This is a genomic window from Streptomyces sp. NPDC002446 (assembly GCF_053595675.1).
Window position 1 is genome coordinate 254,229 of the sequence record NZ_JBSFYC010000002.1, and the last position, 19,488, is coordinate 273,716.

Annotated in this window: 13 protein-coding genes; 8 read left to right on the forward strand and 5 right to left on the reverse strand. The window is 69.2% G+C overall.

Translation table 11 applies throughout. The features are described 5' to 3' along the window. Positions 1-33 precede the first annotated feature (33 nt). From ACWD6P_RS02820 to ACWD6P_RS02835, 4 genes are all read right to left on the reverse strand, one after another. On the reverse strand, positions 34-1,602 hold the full coding sequence (locus tag ACWD6P_RS02820; RefSeq protein WP_451442184.1) for a PfaD family polyunsaturated fatty acid/polyketide biosynthesis protein: 1,569 nt from the start codon (positions 1,600-1,602) through the stop codon (positions 34-36). Next, positions 1,599-1,940, reverse strand: a complete 342-nt coding sequence (locus ACWD6P_RS02825) for a hypothetical protein (protein ID WP_451442185.1) — start codon at positions 1,938-1,940, stop codon at positions 1,599-1,601. The genes ACWD6P_RS02820 and ACWD6P_RS02825 overlap by 4 nt, the downstream gene beginning before the upstream one ends. Beyond that, positions 1,940-8,182, reverse strand: coding sequence for an SDR family NAD(P)-dependent oxidoreductase (locus ACWD6P_RS02830; protein ID WP_451442186.1), 6,243 nt, complete (start codon positions 8,180-8,182; stop codon positions 1,940-1,942). The genes ACWD6P_RS02825 and ACWD6P_RS02830 overlap by 1 nt, the downstream gene beginning before the upstream one ends. A 414-nt stretch (positions 8,183-8,596) precedes the next feature. After that, complete coding sequence (locus ACWD6P_RS02835; protein ID WP_451442187.1) at positions 8,597-9,421, reverse strand: TauD/TfdA family dioxygenase; 825 nt, start codon at positions 9,419-9,421, stop codon at positions 8,597-8,599. A 114-nt stretch (positions 9,422-9,535) separates the two neighbouring features. On the opposite strand from ACWD6P_RS02835, the gene ACWD6P_RS02840 reads away from it, so the two are divergent. From ACWD6P_RS02840 to ACWD6P_RS02855, 4 genes are read left to right on the forward strand one after another with little or no spacing between them, the layout of a single operon-like run. Further along, the gene (locus tag ACWD6P_RS02840) at positions 9,536-10,546 is read left to right on the forward strand and encodes an ABC transporter substrate-binding protein (RefSeq protein ID WP_451442188.1); all 1,011 of its coding nucleotides are present in this window, start codon (positions 9,536-9,538) and stop codon (positions 10,544-10,546) included. Beyond that, complete coding sequence (locus ACWD6P_RS02845) at positions 10,536-11,696, forward strand: FecCD family ABC transporter permease (RefSeq protein ID WP_451442189.1); 1,161 nt, start codon at positions 10,536-10,538, stop codon at positions 11,694-11,696. Before ACWD6P_RS02840 ends, ACWD6P_RS02845 begins: the two co-directional genes overlap by 11 nt. Next, the gene (locus ACWD6P_RS02850) at positions 11,693-12,478 is read left to right on the forward strand and encodes an ABC transporter ATP-binding protein (RefSeq protein WP_451442190.1); all 786 of its coding nucleotides are present in this window, start codon (positions 11,693-11,695) and stop codon (positions 12,476-12,478) included. The genes ACWD6P_RS02845 and ACWD6P_RS02850 overlap by 4 nt, the downstream gene beginning before the upstream one ends. Before the next feature lie 51 nt (positions 12,479-12,529). Continuing rightward, on the forward strand, positions 12,530-13,486 hold the full coding sequence (locus tag ACWD6P_RS02855; RefSeq protein ID WP_451442191.1) for a class I SAM-dependent methyltransferase: 957 nt from the start codon (positions 12,530-12,532) through the stop codon (positions 13,484-13,486). Positions 13,487-13,568: 82 nt separating this feature from the next. Here the strand turns inward: ACWD6P_RS02855 and ACWD6P_RS02860 are convergent, their stop codons facing one another. Then, entirely contained in the window at positions 13,569-14,462 is an 894-nt protein-coding gene (locus ACWD6P_RS02860) for a GHMP family kinase ATP-binding protein (RefSeq protein WP_451442192.1), read from the reverse strand. Between the two features lie 508 nt (positions 14,463-14,970). On the opposite strand from ACWD6P_RS02860, the gene ACWD6P_RS02865 reads away from it, so the two are divergent. The 4 genes from ACWD6P_RS02865 (at position 14,971) to ACWD6P_RS02880 (ending at position 19,488) form a co-directional block, all read left to right on the forward strand. Further along, entirely contained in the window at positions 14,971-15,975 is a 1,005-nt protein-coding gene (locus ACWD6P_RS02865) for a pyridoxal-phosphate dependent enzyme (RefSeq protein WP_451442193.1), read from the forward strand. 80 nt (positions 15,976-16,055) lie between these two features. Then, the gene (locus ACWD6P_RS02870; RefSeq protein ID WP_451442194.1) at positions 16,056-16,901 is read left to right on the forward strand and encodes a Rossmann-like domain-containing protein; all 846 of its coding nucleotides are present in this window, start codon (positions 16,056-16,058) and stop codon (positions 16,899-16,901) included. Beyond that, the gene (locus tag ACWD6P_RS02875; RefSeq protein WP_451442195.1) at positions 16,898-18,226 is read left to right on the forward strand and encodes an MFS transporter; all 1,329 of its coding nucleotides are present in this window, start codon (positions 16,898-16,900) and stop codon (positions 18,224-18,226) included. The genes ACWD6P_RS02870 and ACWD6P_RS02875 overlap by 4 nt, the downstream gene beginning before the upstream one ends. A 242-nt stretch (positions 18,227-18,468) precedes the next feature. After that, a complete protein-coding gene (locus tag ACWD6P_RS02880; RefSeq protein ID WP_451442268.1) occupies positions 18,469-19,488 on the forward strand; it encodes a FecCD family ABC transporter permease in 1,020 nt (339 codons plus the stop codon).

The window sequence follows — 19,488 nt, forward strand, 5'->3', positions numbered from 1 at the left end:
GACGACTACGTGTCCAGGATGGGCTCACTTGGCTCACCTGGGCTCAGGTGACGGCAGGCGGTATGCGGCGCAGGAGGCCGGGAGGCGTACGCCGGACAGGCGCAGCTGGCTGACCCGGCTGTGGAAGGCCGCGCCGCGCAGGAGATGTTCGGCGACGGTAGCGGCCTGGCGCCGTTCCGGGGCGGCCAGGACGCTACCCGCGGTCCAGGCGTTGAACGCGCCCATCGCCGGGCCACACCAGATCTGCCAGTCGCGGGAGCGCTCGGCGTGTCCGGAGGTGGCCCAGCGTGAGGCCATCGCCAGGTACCAGCGGAAGACCAGGGCCATCCGGTATTTCGGGTCTCGCTCGGCGCGTGGGAGCTGGTCAGGATGATGGGTCTTCAGGTAGACGGTGCACTCGTCCATGACGTGTTCCAACGGGCGGCGCAGGATGCGCTCTTGGAGCGTGCGGCTTTCGTCGGCTGGGAGGTCGTCCAGGCTGGGGTTGTCCCGGTAGAGGCGGTAGAGGCGGGCTGCGTTGCCGGGGAACAGGGTTCCGCGGGCCAGGACCTGCACCTGTACGCCCTGTTCGAACATGTCGGCTGCCGGTGCCATGGTGCAGTCGGCCAGGTCGGCTTGGGCCAGCAGGCGTTTCACGCCGGGGGAGGTGCCTGCTTCGGTGGTGGACTGGTTGATCGAGCCGGTGACGACATAGTCCGCGCCCAGGGCGAAGGCGGCCGCCATGGCGTGCGGGGTGCCGATGCCGCCGGCGGACCCGATGCGTACCGGGGTGCCGTGCGGGTGCGGGTGTTCGTGAGCGATCCGGTCGCGCAGCTGGATGAGGGCGGGCAGCAGAATGGCCAGCGGACGGCGGTCGGTGTGTCCGCCGGAGTCCGCCTCGGCCGTGATGTCGTCGGCCATGGGAACGGTGCGGGCGAGTTCGGCCTGCTCGGCGGAGACCAGTCCGCGGGCCTTGAGTTCGGCGACGATCTCGTGGGGGGCCGGGCGCAGGAACAGTTCGGCGGTGTGCGGGTGGGAAACCTTGGCGATGAGCCGGTGCCCGACCCGGACCCTGGTGGCAGGGTCCCGGCGCAGTCCGGCCACCCGGTAGCGCACCAGGTCCGGGGTGAGCTGGACGAAGGCGGATGCCTCCAGGCAGGGCACCCTGTGGCGCAGGCACAGGTCCACGCAGGCTCTCTCCATCGCCGGCGCGAGGGGGCTGTGGATGAGATTGCAGGCGAACGGCGTGCCCGTGGTGGCGAGTTCACCCGCCAGGCGTCCGAGGGCTTGGTCGATCCGGCCCTCGGGCAGCCCCGCGGAGCCGAACGAGGCCAGGTACCCGGCGCGGGCCAGCGCGGTGACCAGCTCCACGGAGGCAATGCCGTCGGCCATCGCGCCCGCCATATAGGCGTAGCGGACGCCGTGGTGGCGCCGGAAGTCCGCGGAGCCCAGCCGCTGGGGGAGCAGCGGCCCCACGGCGGCGAGCAGGGTGGTGTCGGAGCCCGGCGCGGGGAGGCGGTTGGTGGCACCGGTCCGGCCCCCGCTTCGGACGATGTAGCAGGGAAGGTCGAGTGCCGAGAGCACCTCGTACAACCCCTCGGGGTCGTGCCGGACGGTCGTCATTCCGCGTCCCCCTGTCGTTCCGCCGTACGGACGTGACCTGTACGCCGATGTTGCCCACCTGACGTCCACCGCTCGTTCGTCCGGCGGGTGTCCGCGGTGTTGGCGAGCGGGGCCGTGTGGGCGAACTGCCAGGCAGCGATGGCCTGGTGGGCATCGAGTACGGAGGCGTGGGCCCGCTGGAGCTGCTCGACCAGCGTTGCGACCAGCGCAGCGGGAGAGAGGGGGAGGGGCGTGCCGGGCCGTCCGACCGGCGCCCCGTCCGCCTGCCGTGGCGACGGGGGGCCGAGCGGGGCGGTGAGTTCGCCGAGCGAGACGCCCTCGAAGGTGAGTTCTTCCATCACGGCGTCCCGGGGAACAGCTGGCTGCGGATGGGGGAGCCCGTACGGGCCCTGGTGCCGCGGGCTGCGGTCTCCGGATCGATCCACAGGGAGCGCACCCCGCTCCAGCGCTGGTGGATCCGTCCATCGGGTGCGCAGGCGGTCAATGTGCCAGTGGTGAAGAGTGGGTTGTCGCTGGAGTGGCCGGAGGAGATGATCACAAATGGCTCATCGCTGGGCAAGGGGGTGAAGAGCTCGATCCGTTCGACGCTGACCGGCATCGGGAGGAGTCCGTCGCCGCCTTGCCGCCGCAGGTTCAGCAGTCCGGCCTGGAGCAACAGATCGGCCAGGGCCGGACTGTAGAGGCGGCCCCCGAAAGACCCTTTGCCGAGCGGCGGGTCGGGCATTCGGGCGGTCACGATCAGCCGGTCGGACTCGTCCACGAAACCGTTCCGCAGACCGGCCAGGGTCGGGCCGTGGAAGAGCCTTCCGTCGTCGTAGCCGGGGTGCAGTGCCTCGGTGACCTCGTAGTGGGGCAGCTGCTCGCGCGGCGCATCCGGTGCCCGCTCGGCCCGTCGGAAGACGCCCTCGTAGTGGAGCTGTTCGTCCGCGGTGGTGGCGTCGTGGACGGTCACCCGTACGGTGTCCGGGCCGGCCTCCGGCTCCGGTTTCAGCTGGATGCGGTACCGCTCCGGGTGTCCTTCGGGGAAGAAGACGCCCCGGACGATACGGAAGTCGCGGACATCGAACACCGGTTGACTGCCGCCCTGGGCACGTTCGGCGGTGTGCAGGGCCCAGCCCACGGCGGCCGTCATGGGCAGCACCGGCACCTCGCCGATACGGTGGTCGCGCAGGACCGGCTCCTTGCCGAGGCCGGTCAGGAGGCGGTGCGCGGTGATACCCGCGGGGGGCAACTGGTCGACCCGGCGGTACAGCGGCACGAGCGGACCCACGACGGTGACCCCGGCCGCGTCGCGCTCCCGGTCGCTCATCCGGTCCAGGAAGTATGCGCACCCGGCTTCCCGGGTCAGCATCGGCACCCCCGCTTCCTTGTAGAGCTGCTGCACCGCGGACGCCATGCCGCTGGTCCATGGGCCCCAGGCGATCGGCACGACCCGGCACCGGGGGTGGGCGACCTGGAAGGCGCAGCCGAAGCGGTTCAACGCCTCGTTGGCAAGGGCGTAGTCGGCCTGACGCAGATTGCCCCAGATGCCGGACACTGAGGAGAAGAGCACCAGATGCCGAAGGCGGTCGACGTCCAGCGCGTCGAGCACATGCTGGAGGCCGCGGAGCTTGGTGTCCACCACCGGTGTGATCGACTCCGCGGTCACCTCCGCCAGCGGCCGGTCGCCCAGAACACCCGCCCCGTGGATGACCCCGGTGATGCGTGGTGCGTACGGGGCAAGGGCCTGCGCCAGCGCGTGGGCGTCGCGGACGTCCGCGGCCACGTACTCGGCTTCGACGCCTTGCGCGCGCAGCTCGTCGAGCGCGGTGCGGATCCGCCGCTGGTGCAGCAGCTGCCCGGCATGCTCGTCGATCCGTGTTCGGGTTGCGGGTTCGCGGGGGTCCTCGCCCGCCTCGCGTGCCCGGCTCTGCAGGGCGGCACGCAGCTCCTCGGCGCTGTCCGCCCCGGCCGCCCAGTCCGGTTCCTCGGCCAGTGGGGTGCGGCCGAGGAGAAGGTAGCCGCACCGGTGCTCGCGGGCCAGCGCGGCCACGCACCAGGCGGTGATCCCGGAGGCTCCGCCGGTGACCAGCAGCAGATCGTCCCCGGTCAGCGTCGTCGTCGCACCGGATTCCCGTGCGTCGGCGGGCTCCGCCTCCCGCGGCGAGGGCAGCGACGGGGGAGAGTCCTCGGGCGGGAACGGTGTCTCGGACAGGAACGGCGTGCGGCGGTCCGTCTCGTCCCGGGCGACCTCCCGCAGGTCCGTGGCGATGTCGGTGATCTCCGCGATGAAGGCATCGCCCACGCGCTGAGCGGACAGCCCGGGCGCGAAGTCCAGCGCACGACAGAACAGGCTCGTTTCCTCCAGGGCGACCGTTTTGACCAGCCCACTCAGACCACCGGCCAGGCCCAGGGCCGGGTCGCCGCCGGCCCCGGCGTAGCCGAGGGCCCCGTCGAGCTGTGTCACCGTCACCAGCCCGACGCGCTTCCCGCCCGCAGCCGCCCTGCGCAGTGCGGGGCAGACGTGCTTGGCCACCAGCACGGCGTACCGGAGCCGTTCGACCATCTGGGCGGCAGGCAAAGCGTGGGAAGGGCTGATCGGGAGGACGCACAGATCGAGACGGGGCTCATCGGCCAAGACCTCGGCAAGGCGCCCGGAGAGCGTGGCCTCCTCCCAGTCCTCCAGCCCCCAGGCACGGGTCTGCCCGTCAGTGGTGCCCGGTGCGGCGCAGGGGACGTACAAGCGGCTGGTCCGCCAGCCGCGCGAGCGCAGGGACGCGTCGAGCGTGGCGGACAGGTCGCCGCCGTCGTCCAGCAGCAGGGCGTGCGGCTGATCCGGGTACGCGTCCGGGCACACGTCCGGCTCGGGCAGCTCGCGCAACGCGACGAAGGCGCGGCCCAGTTCGCCGTCGCCGATGTAGAACTGCAGCTGGGGCTGGGAGATGGTCAGGACCTCATGGAGCTTCTCGATCAGCTCGCGCACCGTTCTGGCCTCGCTGAACTGGTGCAGTTCGCCCCGACTGATCACCGGGTAGCGACGCCACATCTCCGCGCCGATCTCCACCTGCTTCAGCGAATCGATGCCCAAGTCCGTCTGGATGTCCATATCGGGCTCGATCATGTCGACGTCGTAGCCCGTCTTCTCGGCCACGACTTCGCGGAAGACCCGTTCCAACTCCTCCAGATCCAGGTCGCCGATGTCCATCGGAGGCCGCTCGTCTTCGGCGTCGCCCCTTTCCACAGCCCACAGCTGCGCCAACGCCGACTTGCCCGAGCTCTGCGACGTACCCGAATCGGCAGGCGGCTCTCCGGCTGGAGAATCGACGAGCGAGGAGGGCCTGTCGTCGTCCGCCTCCCGGTGGCCCGACAGCTCCGGTGACGCGTCGCCGTGCGGGTACGGACCCGGCGGCGGCGCCTGGCCGTTGGCGGGCAGCCGCAGCAGGCTGCTGATGACCTCCCCGGCCCGGGTGTGCGCATCCCCCAGGGCCAGACTGTGCTCGGCGACGGTGTTGACCGCGGCGGCCAGTGACGCGTCCACCCGCCCGTCCGCGGCACTCTGGCTCAGCAGTCGGGTCAACTGCTCCGCCGTGTGCAACTGGCCCTCCAGGTAGCGGGTGTGCGCGGCCAAATGCTCGGCGGCGGCGCGGGAGAGCGGGTCGGGCCGCCATTCCTCTGCCGCGGGGCCCGCGTCGGCGGCGGGCGCCGGGGGTTCCTGTTCCTGGGGCAGGGCGCGGCCCTCCTGACCCACGGTACGAGACGCCTCCTCGGCGAGCAGACCCTCGTAGACGGGGCGGCGGGACACGGTCGCGAAGAGCGGGCCCTCCAGGACGCGGGCGACCTTGGAAGGGGCGGGGCGCTCGGCCCGCGGCGGCGCGTCGTAGCGGTCGATGCCGCTCAGCGGCAGCCCCAGAACGGCAAGTCGGACAGCGGCCTGCTTCAAGGCCGCGCAACTGTCGGCGGCACCGCCGATGTCACAGGCGACCGCCGTCACGTCGCGTTCGCCCAGGGTTCGCTCCACCAGACCGGTCAGGGTGCGCTTGGGCCCGAACTCCACGAAGACCCGGATACCGTCCGCGTACATTTCCTCCAGTCGGGCGGCGAAGTCCACCGGCCGGCAAAGCTGCTCGACGAGGGTGTGGCGGTTGGCCTCGGGGGCTTGGCCGTAGCCGGCCCCGGCCGTATTGGCGTAGACCCGCAGGGCCGGGGGCGCGAATGCGGTCGTGGCGCAGGCCGCGCCGAATGCCTCGACCGCGTGCTGCACATGGGAGGTGTGGAAGGCGGCGGCGACCGGCAGTCGCTGTGCCGGAACCCGCTGGCTGACGCATTCGCGCACGAACTGCTCCACAACGGGGACCGGGCCACCGACCACGTACTCGTTCGGGGCGTTGCGGTTGCACACCGTCAGTCCGGGGTGCGCGGACAGCGCCTGGCGGATCTCCGGCTCGGGTGCCCGTACCGCCGCCAGTGTGCCGGCGTCGCCCTCCCGGCCCGGCTGGGGCTCCATGGCCCGCCCACGCGCGTGTGCCAGTGCCATGAACGCCTCGTCGTCCCAGACGCCGGCCGCCCACAGTGCGGTCAGTTCCCCGAAGCTGTGGCCGAGCAGCCCGTGCGGAGCGAATCCCAGCTCCCGCAGGTAGCGGTACTGCCCCATGGACAGCGCACCGATCGCCAACTGCGCGTAGGTCGTCCGCCGCAGCCGGTCCTCACCCGCTCGGCCGTCCCGGTCGCCGGGCGGCGGGAAGACCGTGCGGGCCAGACTGTCAGCGGAGGGGAAGAGCGCGTTCGCGGCGTCGAAGGCGGTCCGCACCGGGGGCACCGCCATCGCGGCATGCAGGCCCATCTCCACGTACTGGCTGCCCTGACCGGAGAACAGTGCGCCGACCTTCGCCTCCTGCGGCAGGGCCCGGCGCCGGTAGTGGATGCCACGAATGTGGCTCCAGCTGTCGTGGCCGGAGTTCACCCGTAGCTGCTGGACGGCCGTGGCCAGCAGCGCGTCGCGGTGCTCCTTCCCGGTGGCCACGAATCCGACCCGGGCGTGTCCGGCCGGTACCGGACCGTCGTCCGGGGCGTCGCCCCGCTCCAGGCGCCCCCGCAGCTCGTCCGGGTCGGCGGCATGCCACAGCATTGCCTTCGGAGTGCGGTGCAGCGCGTGCTCTGCGTACCCCTCCCCACAGGGATATTCCTCCAGGACGGCGTGATAATTCACCCCTCCAAACCCAAACGCGGAGACGCCCGCCCTGCGCACCTCCCGGGAGGCGTCACGCACCCAAGGGCGAGTGGTGGTGTTGAGGTAGAGAGGGCTGTTCTCGGCAGTGGCCGCCGGGTTGGGGGTGTCCACATTGATGGTGGGCGGCAGCACCTTGTGATGCAACGCCAGCACCGCCTTGATCATCCCGGCCACCCCGGCCGCGGCCTTGGTGTGGCCGATCTGCGACTTCACGCTTCCCACAGCGGCGAAGCGGCTCTCGCCGGGGGCAGCGGACAGCAGCTCGCTGAGCGCGTTGAGTTCGACGCTGTCGCCGGCTGGCGTACCGGTTCCGTGGGCCTCGATCAGCTCCACCGACCGCGGTGCGCAGTCGGCGTCCTCGTACGCTCTGCGCAGCGCGGCCAACTGGCCGTCACCACAGGGCGCGTAGATGCTCTGCGCCATCCCGTCACTGGAGCTGCCCAGTCCCCGCAGCACCGCGTAGACCCGGTCGCCGTCCCGTTCGGCGTCGCCCAGGCGCTTGAGCGCCAGCATCCCCACGCCCTCCCCGACCAGCGTGCCGTCCGCCTCCACATCGAAGGGACGCACCCGACCAGTCAGCGAGAGCGCCGGGGTCTTGCTGAAACACATATAGGGAACGATCGAGTTGTCCGCATCGCAACCGCCGGTGACCATCAAGTCGGCGCGACGGCTGAGGAGTTCATCGACAGATGAGCGCAGCGCGGCCAACGAACTGGCGCAGGCCGCGTCCACGGTGTGGTTGGCGGCCCGCAGGTCCAGCCGGTTGGCGATCCGACCGGAGACGATGTTGCCAAGGACTCCGGGGAATGAGTCCTCGGTCCATTCCGGCAGGCCGGTCAGGCGCGTGCGCGTGACCCGGCGCGCCTGCTCCTCGGGGATCCCGAAGGCGACCATCGTCCGCACCATCTCGGGAACGAGCAGCCGCGAGGCGAGTGGGATCAGGGTGGAGTTGGTACCGCACACGCCGAGCACCACCCCGGCACGCTCCGGATCGAACCAGTCCCGACGCCCGCGGCCCGCATCGGCCAGCACGTCCTTGGCCACCATCAAGCTCAGCAGCTGCACCAGGCCCACCGAGTCGACGCTCTTCGGCGGCATCCCGAACTCCCGCGGATCGAACACCACCGGATCCAGAAACCCCCCGCGGCGGCAGTAGGTCCGGTCCTCGGCGAAGGGGTCGGGGTCGTAGTGGTCTTCCGTGCTCCACCACGCCTCGGGGACCTCCTCGGAGCAGTCGCGGCCCACGACGATGTTTTCCCAGAACTCCTGCACGTCCCTTGCTTTGGGGAACATCCCGGCAATGCCCACGATCGCAATCGGATCGTGAGCCAGGCGGCGGTCGACAGCATCGGTTTGCACCACTGGGCACCCCACTCACACAGCGACCAACGGAAGAATCAGCCGACACCCATTGTCGGCTCGGCGGAAACGGGATTATTGGGCTCTCTGTGTGACGATAGCGCTTTTGGTATTCCCCCGGTAGGTGCCAACCGGGACCGCCCGTAGCGGTATTCACCTGACAGGTCGGACAGTGATCTACCCCGATGGACCGACCTCGACGAGCAAGTCAACCACCGAAGATTCGATCGTATGCGCCATGGAACTCTGCTCGAATGGTGCATCGCATTCCAGCGATGGAGTTTGGCGGCGAATTCGCGCGCTACCGAGAACCAATTCCCATCACCGGGATAAACAATCTCTAAAAGCCGATCAGATATCAACGGTGGTCAACGGTGGTCGACTGGGGTGTTGAACCGAGCCGCCTCAGCCCGGACCAGGCGCGGCCTGTCAGCTGGCGTCGCTGCTGCGCAGCGTGAGAATGCGCACGGTGCGGTCCCCGATGTGCGGCTCGCGGCCATGCCAGCAGCGGTAGTTGTCCAGGAACAGGAGGTCTCCTTCGGCGAGCTCAAAGCGTGGGAGAGCGCCTTCCAGATCGTGCACGGCTTTCTGGAAGCGACCCAGCATGGCCTGGACGTACTCGGTATCGGGATCCCGGTGCAGTGGTGCGGCGCCGTCGGTGCGGCGCACGATGCGTCGGCCGGTGCGGGTGTACTCCACGTGCCTGGCGACGCGGGGCGTCGCAGGAAGTCCCCGCAGCGCTCCCCAAGCTCCGTAGAGGTCGACGTCGGCTTGGGTGAGGAATTCCCACAGTTCGGGGTCCGTCGTTGCGCAGTCGTCCGCGAAGCGGTACGCGTCGGCCACGAAGGATTCGCCGCCTGAACTCGGCGGCCGGACGCACTGGATGGCGACGTAGTCCTCGTCGGGGTCACGTCGCCGGTGCTGGACGCCTCCCACGTCGACGATGACGTCAAAGCTGTCGGCGTGCAGATGGACGGACTTGCCGTCCTGTGACGTCCGTTTACGCAGGGGGAAGACCTGCCGGAGGCGTTGGCCGAGTGCGGTGGCGGCCGCTGTGACGAGTGCGTCGGCGGTCGTGTCGAGTCCGGTCAGGATCACTGCGCCGTCGCCGGCGAGCCTCTGCCGGATCTCGTCTGTGTTCCTGATGTCGACGCGGGCAGGTGCGACGCCCAAGGCCGGGCAATGGGAGGTGTGCATCGGTTCGCGCGATTCTTCCTGTGGGGGCGGATTGTGTGAGCCGACGTCGGCCGGCATCCCTTACTGCGAAGTGCTTGCAATACGCCAACACTATAATGAAAATCATTACCGATAGGCTACCCGGTAGCCCCGCGTCCCCCTTCCGGCCCTCGTTGGCCGCTAAGGAGTCCCATGCCGCGCCGTACTCGACTCAGCCTCGCGCTCGCACTGATCTTGGTGGGGGGTGTCGGCTGCTCCGCCCCCGCCGAGAACTCGTCGGCTTCCGGCGCGTCGAGACAGACCGTGAAGGTGGCAAGTTGCGGGCAGCGCCTGTCGTTCTCGCAGCCGCCGGAGCGGGTCGTCACGCTGGACCAGTCCTCCACCGAGACCCTGTTGGCCTTGGGGCTGCAGGAGCGCATGGTGGGCACATCGAATCTGAAGACGAAGGTCGCGCCGGAGTACCGGGCCGCCTACGAAAAGGTGCCGGTGCTCAATCCGAAGATCCTGACCGGCGAGCAGCTGCGCGCGGCGACCCCGGACTTCGTGGTCTCGTCGTTCACCGACCTGTACACGAAGGACCGGGTCGGCACCCGCGACGAGCTTCGGGAGCTGGGGCTGCCGTCGTTCGTGAGCGCGGTGGACTGCCCGGAGGCGAACCGGCCCGACCTGACGCCCTTTGAGCGGCTGTTCCAGGACTACGAGAACCTGGGGCGGATCTTCCACGTCGAGGACCGGGCCTCCGCGTTGGTGTCCAGGCAGCGGAAGGTGACCACGAAGGCGGTCAAGGCTCGGAAGGACCTGGTCGGCCGGCCCTCCGTCGTGTGGGTGTACTCGGTGTTCAACGGCGTTCCGTACGTCGCGGGCAAAGGCGGGATGCCCAGCGACATGAGCAGGCTCATCGGGGCCAGGAACGCGTTCGACGACGTCAGCGAGGAATGGCCGGAGGTGTCCTGGGAGGAGATCGCCAAGCGCGATCCGGATGTGATCGTCATCGGTGATCTGTCCGAGCGTGGTACGCCCGGCGACAGCGCCGAGGAGAAGCGCACCATGATGCGGAAGCACCCGGTCGTGTCACAGCTGGCGGCGGTACGGAAGAACCGGATCATCGAGCTGCCCGGCATCGAGATGGACCCGTCCGTGCGTACCGTGAACGCCCTGCAGCGGTTCGTGGACGGGATGAAGGACCTCGGCTATGTCCGCTAGCCCCACCGAGGAGGTCAGCGGACCACCGCCCACCGCCCCGTCACCGGGGGACGAAAGCGTATCGGTGCTGCATCCCGCGGCCCGGAGCGCCGACGTCCGAGAAGCTGCCCACGAGCCGCTGTCGCCCCTTCCGGCCAACTCCGCGTTGCCCTGGCTGGCGTTGTCCCTCCTCGCCGTCGCGGCGCTGCTGGCTTCGATGGCTGTCTCGGTGCGCATCGGCACCAGCGGTGTCGGCTACGCCGACCTCGGCCGCGCTCTGGGCAGCCGTCTCGGTCTGCCGGTCGAACCGCTTCCGCGGCTGCTCGACTCGCTCATCTGGGATCTTCGGGCCCCGCGCGTTCTGATGGCCGCCGTGGTGGGCGCCTCGTTGGCGGTGTGCGGTGCGGCGTTGCAGTCGATCACCCGTAACGCGCTCGCCGACCCCTACCTGCTCGGTGTCTCCTCGGGCGCGTCCGCCGGCGCCGTCGTGGTCGTACTCCTCGGCATCGGCGCGAGCACCCTGGGCATCACCGGCGGAGCCTTCGTGGGCTCGCTGGTGTCCTTCGGCCTGCTGATGTTGCTGCTGCGCCGCAGCGGTCTGGACTCGTCCAAGATCGTGCTCACCGGGGTCGTCGTGGGCCAGCTCTTCACCGCTCTCACCTCGCTGGTTCTGATCGCCGCCGGTGATGCCGACACGACGCGCGCGATCACCTACTGGCTGCTCGGCTCGATGGCGTCGGCCCGCTGGGAAGCAGTGATCATCTGTTCCGTCGTTGCCGTGATCGGCCTGGCCGTGGTCTGGCTGTCCGCAACCGCGCTCGACGGGTTCGCCTTCGGTGTGGACACTGCGGCGTCGTTGGGCATCAACGTGCGGGCGACGCGGATCGTGCTGCTCGTCGTGACGGCGTTGCTGACGTCGGTGGCCGTCGCTTCCGTGGGAGCGATCGGGTTCGTCGGGCTGATCGTCCCGCACGGGGTCCGGTTCCTCGTCGGACCGCTCCACCGCGTCCTGTTGCCGTTCAGCGCACTGGCCGGCGCGGTTTTCCTGGTGTGGACCGACGCGCTGGCCCGAGTCGCGTTCGCACCGCAGGAGGTGCCCGTAGGGGTGTTCACGGCCCTGCTCGGAGTCCCCCTGTTCCTCGTCATCCTGCGGAAACGTGGTGAGCTGTGAAGATCGAGATGGAGCAGGTGAGCTGGGCGGTGGGGGACAGGGCCATCGTCCGGGACGTGGAGATGGAAATACGGTCCGGCGAGACGGTCGGCCTGATCGGTCCCAACGGCTCGGGCAAATCGTCGCTACTGCGCTGCGTCGCCGGCCTGCGGACTCCGACGACGGGTGTGATCCGTTACAACGGCCACGACATCCGGGGATGGACTGCGCGTCGTCTCGCGCAGCACATCGCTTTCGTCGAGCAATCCGCCGACGCCGACAGCGATCTGCGTGTCGCCGACGTCGTCGCGCTCGGGCGGACCCCTTTCCGGGACCGCTGGCGGGGCCTCGATCGCACCGACCGGACAGTCATCGACGCTGCCCTCGCCCGGGTCGGGCTCACCGACCTGAGAGCAAGGGCATGGCAGACCCTGTCCGGCGGCGAGCGCCAACGCGCTCACATCGCGCGGGCACTGGCGCAGCGGCCCTGGGGCATCCTGCTGGACGAACCGACCAACCACCTCGATGTGAAGCACCAGTTGGAACTGATGGGCCTGCTGGCCGCCACGGACCAGACCGTCCTCGTCGCCTTGCACGACCTGTCCCTGGCCGCCCGGTTCTGCGACCGGCTCATCCTGATGCACCAAGGTGCGGTGGCCGCCTCAGGCAAGCCGCAGGATGTCCTCACCCCGGACCGCCTCGCGTCCGTCTTCGAGGTCGACGCCGAAGTCGGTCACGACGGCATGGGAAGTCTCGCAGTCTCCTACCGCGGCGTTGCCTCGGCGGGCGACCGCGCTATATAGAAGTGGTTGTCATTTTCATATACGCTGGCCTCGCTCTCAGGAGGGGTTTGCATGAAATGGCGCGACCTGACGACCGGCGCTACGGATGGAGCCGAGGACTTCGATCGACTATTTGGTGCGCTGTGGTCTCCGATCGGCGCGGCGACCGTCAACGCTGCCCGGCTGCGGCCCGGCGCGAACGTGCTCGACGCGTGCTGTGGCTCGGGGGCGTCCGCGATCCCGGCCGCGGAGCAGATCGCTCCCCATGGCACCGTGGACGCCGTCGACCTCGCGGAGCCTTCGATCAAGCGGGGGCGCGCCATGGCAGCCACCCGCGGACTGGCCAACCTGCGCTTCGCGCACGGAGACGTCCTGGAATGGCCTGCTCCGCCCGGTGGTTACGACGCAGTGGTGTGTTCGCTCGGGATCTTCTCTTTCCGTGACATGGCCGCAGGGACGGAGCAGCTACTGCGGCAGCTACGGCCCGGAGGCCGGTTGAGCGCGACTGTCTGGGCACGAGGCGCGCTTGAGCCCCTGCCCGAGTTGATCTTCCGCGCCGTACTGCCCGAGAGGCCGCAACTCGCCGACACGCCACCATCAGCCGATCCACTCGATCCACTCGATCCACTCGATCCACTCGAACCACTCGAACCACTCGATCCACTCGAACCGATCGAAGCGATCGACACGCCCGAGTCGTACCGGGACTGGCTCACCGCCCGTTCGCTGTCGTTCATCGACGTGGAGCGCCACCCGCTCGCCCTGCCCGCCGACTCGGACTTGCTGTGGTCCCTGGTGCTCGGCACCGCCGCCAGGGAGCTGCTCGACGGCCTGCCGGCCGACGGGGTCGAGCGAGTCCGCGAGCGGTTCACAGCAGCCATGCTCGCCGAAGGCCGCGACGCGATCGACTGCTCCACACTCATCGGCACCGGGAACCTTCGCCGCGTCGCCCCGCCCCGCCGCCCCCGAGGCGCCGGCTCCCGGCTGACCCCCACCGAGCTCACCGGCCCGATGCCGCACACCAGTTGACGTACAGGAGACTCATGTCCCGCCGCCCGTTCGCCTCCACGTCCCCGGGATGACTTTGCCCTTCGACCTGCCCTGAGCCGGATCACACGGGGACGGGAAGGCCGGACCCCGCGTAGAGCGTGTTCGGGAAGCTGAGCGTGCGGTAGACGGCCACATTGCCCGTCAGCTCCGCGCACGCCTGCGCCGCCGCGGAGACGCGGTGGGTGTACGCGGGGTCCGTGGCGTCCAGTAGCACTCCCAGGGTCGTACCGCTGTGCCCGACGGCCACTCCCAGTCCGCCGACCTCACGGCAGATCTCGCGCAGGGGATCCAAGGTCCACTTGTGGCGAAGTGCCTGATTCATCAAGGCACTTCGAGTCGCCACCCTGCCGACCTCCGCCAGGTCCCGCCGGCGTACGGCGTCGGCGAGGCCGTCCAGCAGGCGGGCGTATTCGTGCCGGTCCGCCGTGGTGAAGGGCTTGGGGATGCGGTTGAAGTCAACGGTGTCGACCGAGCCGCCTTCGTCGATCCCCACCACCCCCATGGCCGGGAGGGACCCGAGGACGGCACGCAGCCGCACCGTGCGGTGGTGGAAGGCGACGATCGCCGGGTAGAGCACCCCGTCGGTGGGTTCGATGCGCGCCAGCAGCCGCTCGATCCGGGAGGCCGGCATCTCGACGTTCAGCGCCTGGCCCACCGCCCGTGCGGTGGCGACCAGATCGGCGGAGGAACTGGCCAGTCCCTTGCCCTCCGGGATCACGCTGTGGACGGTCAACAGTCCTCCCGTCGCCTGTGCCTCCTCCTCAAGGATCATGCATGCCAGACGGCGGGCCTTGGTCTTCTGGGGCGGGTGGACGACCAGTTCGTCGGAGTCCGGGTTCTGCCGGAAGGTGGCCCTCGTCCACCGGGCGACAGGCAGCGTCACCAGGAAGTCCCCGTCCTTCTCAGGCAGTACGCCTTGGAGAAGTTCGCCGAATGTCCCGAAGGCGGTTCCCATGCCCGTGGGTGTCGGTGCCTGCCGTGGCAGACGAGGTCGCGACATGACCTCCTGGGACAGCTTCACGAGGCTCCTTCTCCTTGTCGTCTGGCGGCACGCAAATCGAAAGTGATAATCATTTCTATCTGAACGAGGACTGGAGGGCAAGCCGGCGCCCGTGCTCCCGTGCTTGGCGGCGTCGCGTCAACTGGGCTACGCGGTCGGCCTATTGCAGGACTCCCGTCGTAACGGATGGGTGGATGGGCCTACCGGTCTTGACAATCATTTTCATTTAGTGTGATGCTCTCGGCGCTCGGGTCACCCGGGCTCATGTCCAGCACCAGGAGGAAGCGTGAGCGAGCAGAGCCGCAGCCGTATCGCGGCTACTACGCGATCGACGTAGACCCGGACGGTGTGCGGACGGTGGCCGAGCGCTATCGGCAGACCTGGGATACGGACAATGTTCAGACCTACCTGTTCAAGCTGCGTCGACACATAGCTCACATAGCCACTTGACGGGGAGACGGGAATGTACGAACACATAGCAGAAGCAGTCAAGAAGCCTGATCTCGTTGCCCTGCAGCCGGACTTGGTCTGTCTCCGGTTCGAGACGATGAAGATCTATTCGGCTCTGGGAGCGGTCCGCCACCTCCTGGAATCCGGTGTCGTCAAGCCCGGTGACACACTCATCGACAGTTCAAGCGGAATTTACGCACAGGCATTGGCACTTGCCTGTCACCGGTACGGAATGAAGTGCCACATCGTGGGTTCCACGACCGTGGACCGGACCCTTCGTGTGCAGCTGGAGATTCTCGGCGTCACGCTGGAACAGGTCAGGCCGTCGAAGAACCTGCGCCTGGACCAGGAACTCCGGGTGCGGCGCATTGCGGAGATCCTTGAGGAGAATCCTTCGTTCCACTGGATGCGGCAGTACCACGACAGCATCCACTACTACGGTTACCGCGATGTGGCCGAAGCGATCGACCAGCAGGCGCCTTCCGGGCCACTGACCCTGGTGGGCGGAGTCGGCTCGGGGGCCTCCACCGGCGCCATCGGCACGTATCTGCGCGAGGCGGGCCGAGATGTGTCCCTGGTCGGAGTACAGCCTTTCGGCAGTGTCACCTTCGGCTCGGAGCACGTTTCGGACCCGGACATGATCATTGCCGGGATCGGCAGTGCCATCGAATTCGAGAACGTCCGGCACAAGCTGTACGACAGGATTCACTGGGTCAACTTCGACTGCGCGCTCTCCGGCGCCGTGGAACTCCTCCGGACCAGCGGTATCTTCGCCGGCCTGTCGACCGGTGCGGCCTATCTCACCACCTTGTGGGAACGCCGAAGAGACAGTTCCCGCACGCACGTCTTCATCGCCGCCGACACCGGCCACCGCTACGTCGAAAGCGCCTATGCCAAGCACGCGGAAGCCCCGGACGTAGACACCCTGAAGCCGCATGAAATCACCGGTCTTGAAGAGCTGAGACACCCCTGGTCGACGACGTCGTGGCCCGACCTCTGCGCTTCGGGTGAGAGCTGAGCACCGCGCCTCAACGATCCCGCTTCCAGCGAACCGATTTCCCTCACAGCACCACAACAATCCCGACGAGAGAACCTGAAATGTCACACGCCACGCCGCAGACAGTTGCGGAACTGACCGACTCCATCCTGTCTGGCGCCTATGGCCCCGATCCGAAGGACCTGGCGGTCACGAGCGCGTTCTGGCTCTACCACACGACTCGGCTGGCCGGGAGCGAGGTCACCTACCACAACCACTACCTCGTGCTCCGTGTGGGGCAGTCCTTCGGTGCCTGCTCCTTCGAGGCCGGTGAACTCGCCCCGGACTTCTGCGAGAACGCCTCCGGCCACACCCTGGACACCCTGCTCCGCAACGAGTCGACGCCCGTCCGTATCGCCGCCCTCGACGCCTACCTCTCCCAGGTGCAGCCGCACCGGGACGCAGCGGAGGCCGAGACGGTCATGCTGCCCCTGGGAACGCCGGAAGTCCGTGCCCGCGCCCGGGATGCCGCCATCGCCGGTCTGCTCGACATCGAGCCGGGCGCCAAGGTGGCGCTCATCGGCGTGGTCAACCCACTGGTCGCGGCGATACGCGACCGGGGCGGCGTCTGCCTGCCCTGTGACCTGAACCTGCGCACCACCCAGTGGGGCGAGGAGGTCAGCGACGACATGACCACGGTGCTCAAGGAAGCCGATGCCGTGGTGGCCACCGGCATGACCCTGAGCAACGGCACGTTCGACCTCATCCTCCAGCACTGCCGGGACCAGGGCGTGCCGCTGATCGTCTACGCACAGACGGGAAGCGCCGTGGCCCGCGCGTTCCTGCCCGCCGGAGTCACCGCCCTGAACGCCGAACCGTTCCCCTGCTCCCAGTTCAGCGCCGACCCGACGCCCATGTACCGCTACCGCGCCGGCAAGCCCCTGCTCGCGAACGGGGAGGGGGAGTGAGCATCGACACCAAGGACCCCGCGACGGACCGCGGGGGTACGGAAGCCGAGGAGCCGCTGCCGGGCGATCTGCGGATGGCCCGTGCCCTGTGGCCGGTCCTGCTGGCATCGGCGGTCGGTCTGCTGCCGTTCACCATCTTCAGCACCTACCTGGTGCCCATCTCGAAGGAGGCCGGGACCAGCGTCGCGGCGATGGGCGGACTTCGCGGACTGGGCGGCCTCGCGGCCCTGTTGGTCGGCACCGCTCTCGCACCCTTCATCGACCGGGTGCGCAAGGACCGGGCGGCCGTGGGCGGTCTGGTCGCTTTGGGTGCCTCGGCGGCCCTGGGCGCGAGCGGGGACTTCCTCCTGATCGCCGTGTTCTGTCTGTTGGTGGGGGCCAGCACGTCCGTGCTGAACCCGGCCCTCACCGCGGCCGCCGCCGATCGCTTCGGCACGGGTAAGGCGGCCGGCCGCGCGGCAACCCTGGTCACGGCGGTGCAGTCGATGACCGCCATGCTCGCGGCACCGGTCGTGGCCCTGCCCGCGGTGTTCTGGGGCTGGGAGGGAGACCTCGTTGCCGTGACCGCGGTCTCCCTCCTCCTCGCCGTGGTCTTCTTCGCACGGGGCAGGCGGAAGCAGGCCGACGACACCGGGAACGTGCAGCGTCTGAGCTACCTTGCGTCGTTCAAGGCCCTGGGAGCCGTTCGCGGGGCGGTGCCGCTGCTCCTCATCTCCCTGCTGCGCACCGCGGTGTTCATGGGCTACCTCTCCTACCTGGCGGCTTACTACGACGACCGCTTCCAACTGGACCCCGCCCTCTTCGCGTTCGTCTGGACGCTGAGCGGCGCATCGTTCTTCGTGAGCAACCTCCTCACCGGGAGGATCACGAACGCCGACAACCCCCGGGTCAGCACCGAACGCATGCTGGCCATCGGGCTGTTCGCGGCCCTGGCGTCGGTCGTGGGCTTCTACTTCACCCACTGGCTGCCGCTCGCCCTCGCGCTGACCTCGCTCCACGCCGCCAGCCACGCAATCGTGGCCGCGTGCGCCGTCAGCCTCCTCGTCCGTCGCTGCGGCTCGCTGCGCGGTTCGGCCCTGAGCCTCAACGCCGCGGGCCAGAGCCTCGGAGTCTTCGTCGGCGCCGCGCTGGGGGGCGCCGGGCTCGGTCTTGCCGGCTACCCCGGCGTCGCGGCCGTCTTCGGCGCCTTGGTCGTCGCAGCGCTGGGGGCCGCGTTCCTGGTGCTTCGCGGCGGCTCGGGCTCGGGCGCGGGCTCGGGTGCGGGCTCGGGTTCGGGCGAGCCAGCGGCGGATCCGGAGCCGAACGACGAACCGGCCTCCGCGTAGGGGCAGGGCAGGTGTCGTCCGCCCCGGTGGCAGGGGCGGACGACACGAGGCGGCGTGCTAGATTCCGCCATTGTTTCATTGTTGAATATGGTTACCATTATCGAAATGAAAGGGTCGGCACCATGCCCCCGCCCACGATCTCCACACCGCCGGCAAGCACCGGCACGGCGGGGTCAGCCGAGGTGACACCCTCCGAACCCGCTGTGGGTGTGAAGGACCGTCTCGCCTCCCGCAAGGGCCTGGTGATCACCTGCGCCGCACTGCTCGCCGTCCTCCTGGCCTCCGTCGTCGTCGCCATCGGCCTGGGGTCCGCCGTCATCACACCCGGGGAAACCGCCCGCTATCTGTGGGCGGCTCTCAGCGGTGGGCGCATCCAAGCCGACGACGTCACGACGTACCAGATCATCTGGCAGATCCGCACGCCGCGGGTGCTGCTCGCGGCTCTGGTCGGGGCCGGGCTGAGCGCCATCGGCGTCGCCATCCAGGCCATGGTCCGCAACGCGCTCGCCGACCCCTTCGTCCTGGGCGTCTCCTCGGGGGCATCCGTCGGCGCCGTCGGCGTCACGGTCACCGGGGGGCTGGCGGCGCTGGGCATCTACGCGGTGTCCGCCGGCGCCTTCATCGGCGCCCTGATCGCGTCGCTCCTGGTCTACGTCGCCTCCTCCAGCCGCGGTGCGCTGTCACCGCTGCGCCTCGTCCTGACGGGTGTGGCGATGTCGCTCGGCTTCCAGGCGATCATGAGCGTGATCATCTACTTCGCGCCGGACAGCGAGGCGACCAGCATGGTCCTGTACTGGACCATGGGCAGCTTCGGCGCCGCGACCTGGGGGGCGCTGCCCGTCGTCGCCGTGTCCGTGGTGCTCGGGCTGATCGTGCTGTACCGGTACGGGCGGGCACTGGACCTCCTGGCCCTCGGGGACGAGACCGCCGCGAGCCTGGGCATCAGCCCCGACCGGCACCGTAAGGGACTGCTCGTGCTCGTCTCGCTCGTCACGGGGGTGATGGTCGCCGTCAGCGGTGCCATCGCCTTCGTCGGACTGGTCATGCCCCACCTGGTCCGCATGGTCGTCGGCGCCACCCACGCCCGGGTACTGGCCGTGGCGCCTCTGGTCGGTGCGATCTTCATGGTGTGGGTCGACCTGGCATCCCGGACGCTGGCGGCCCCGCGCGAGCTGCCCCTCGGCGTCATCACCGCACTCGTCGGCGTACCGGTCTTCATCGTCCTGATGCGCCGTAAGGGCTACATGTTCGGAGGCCGCTGA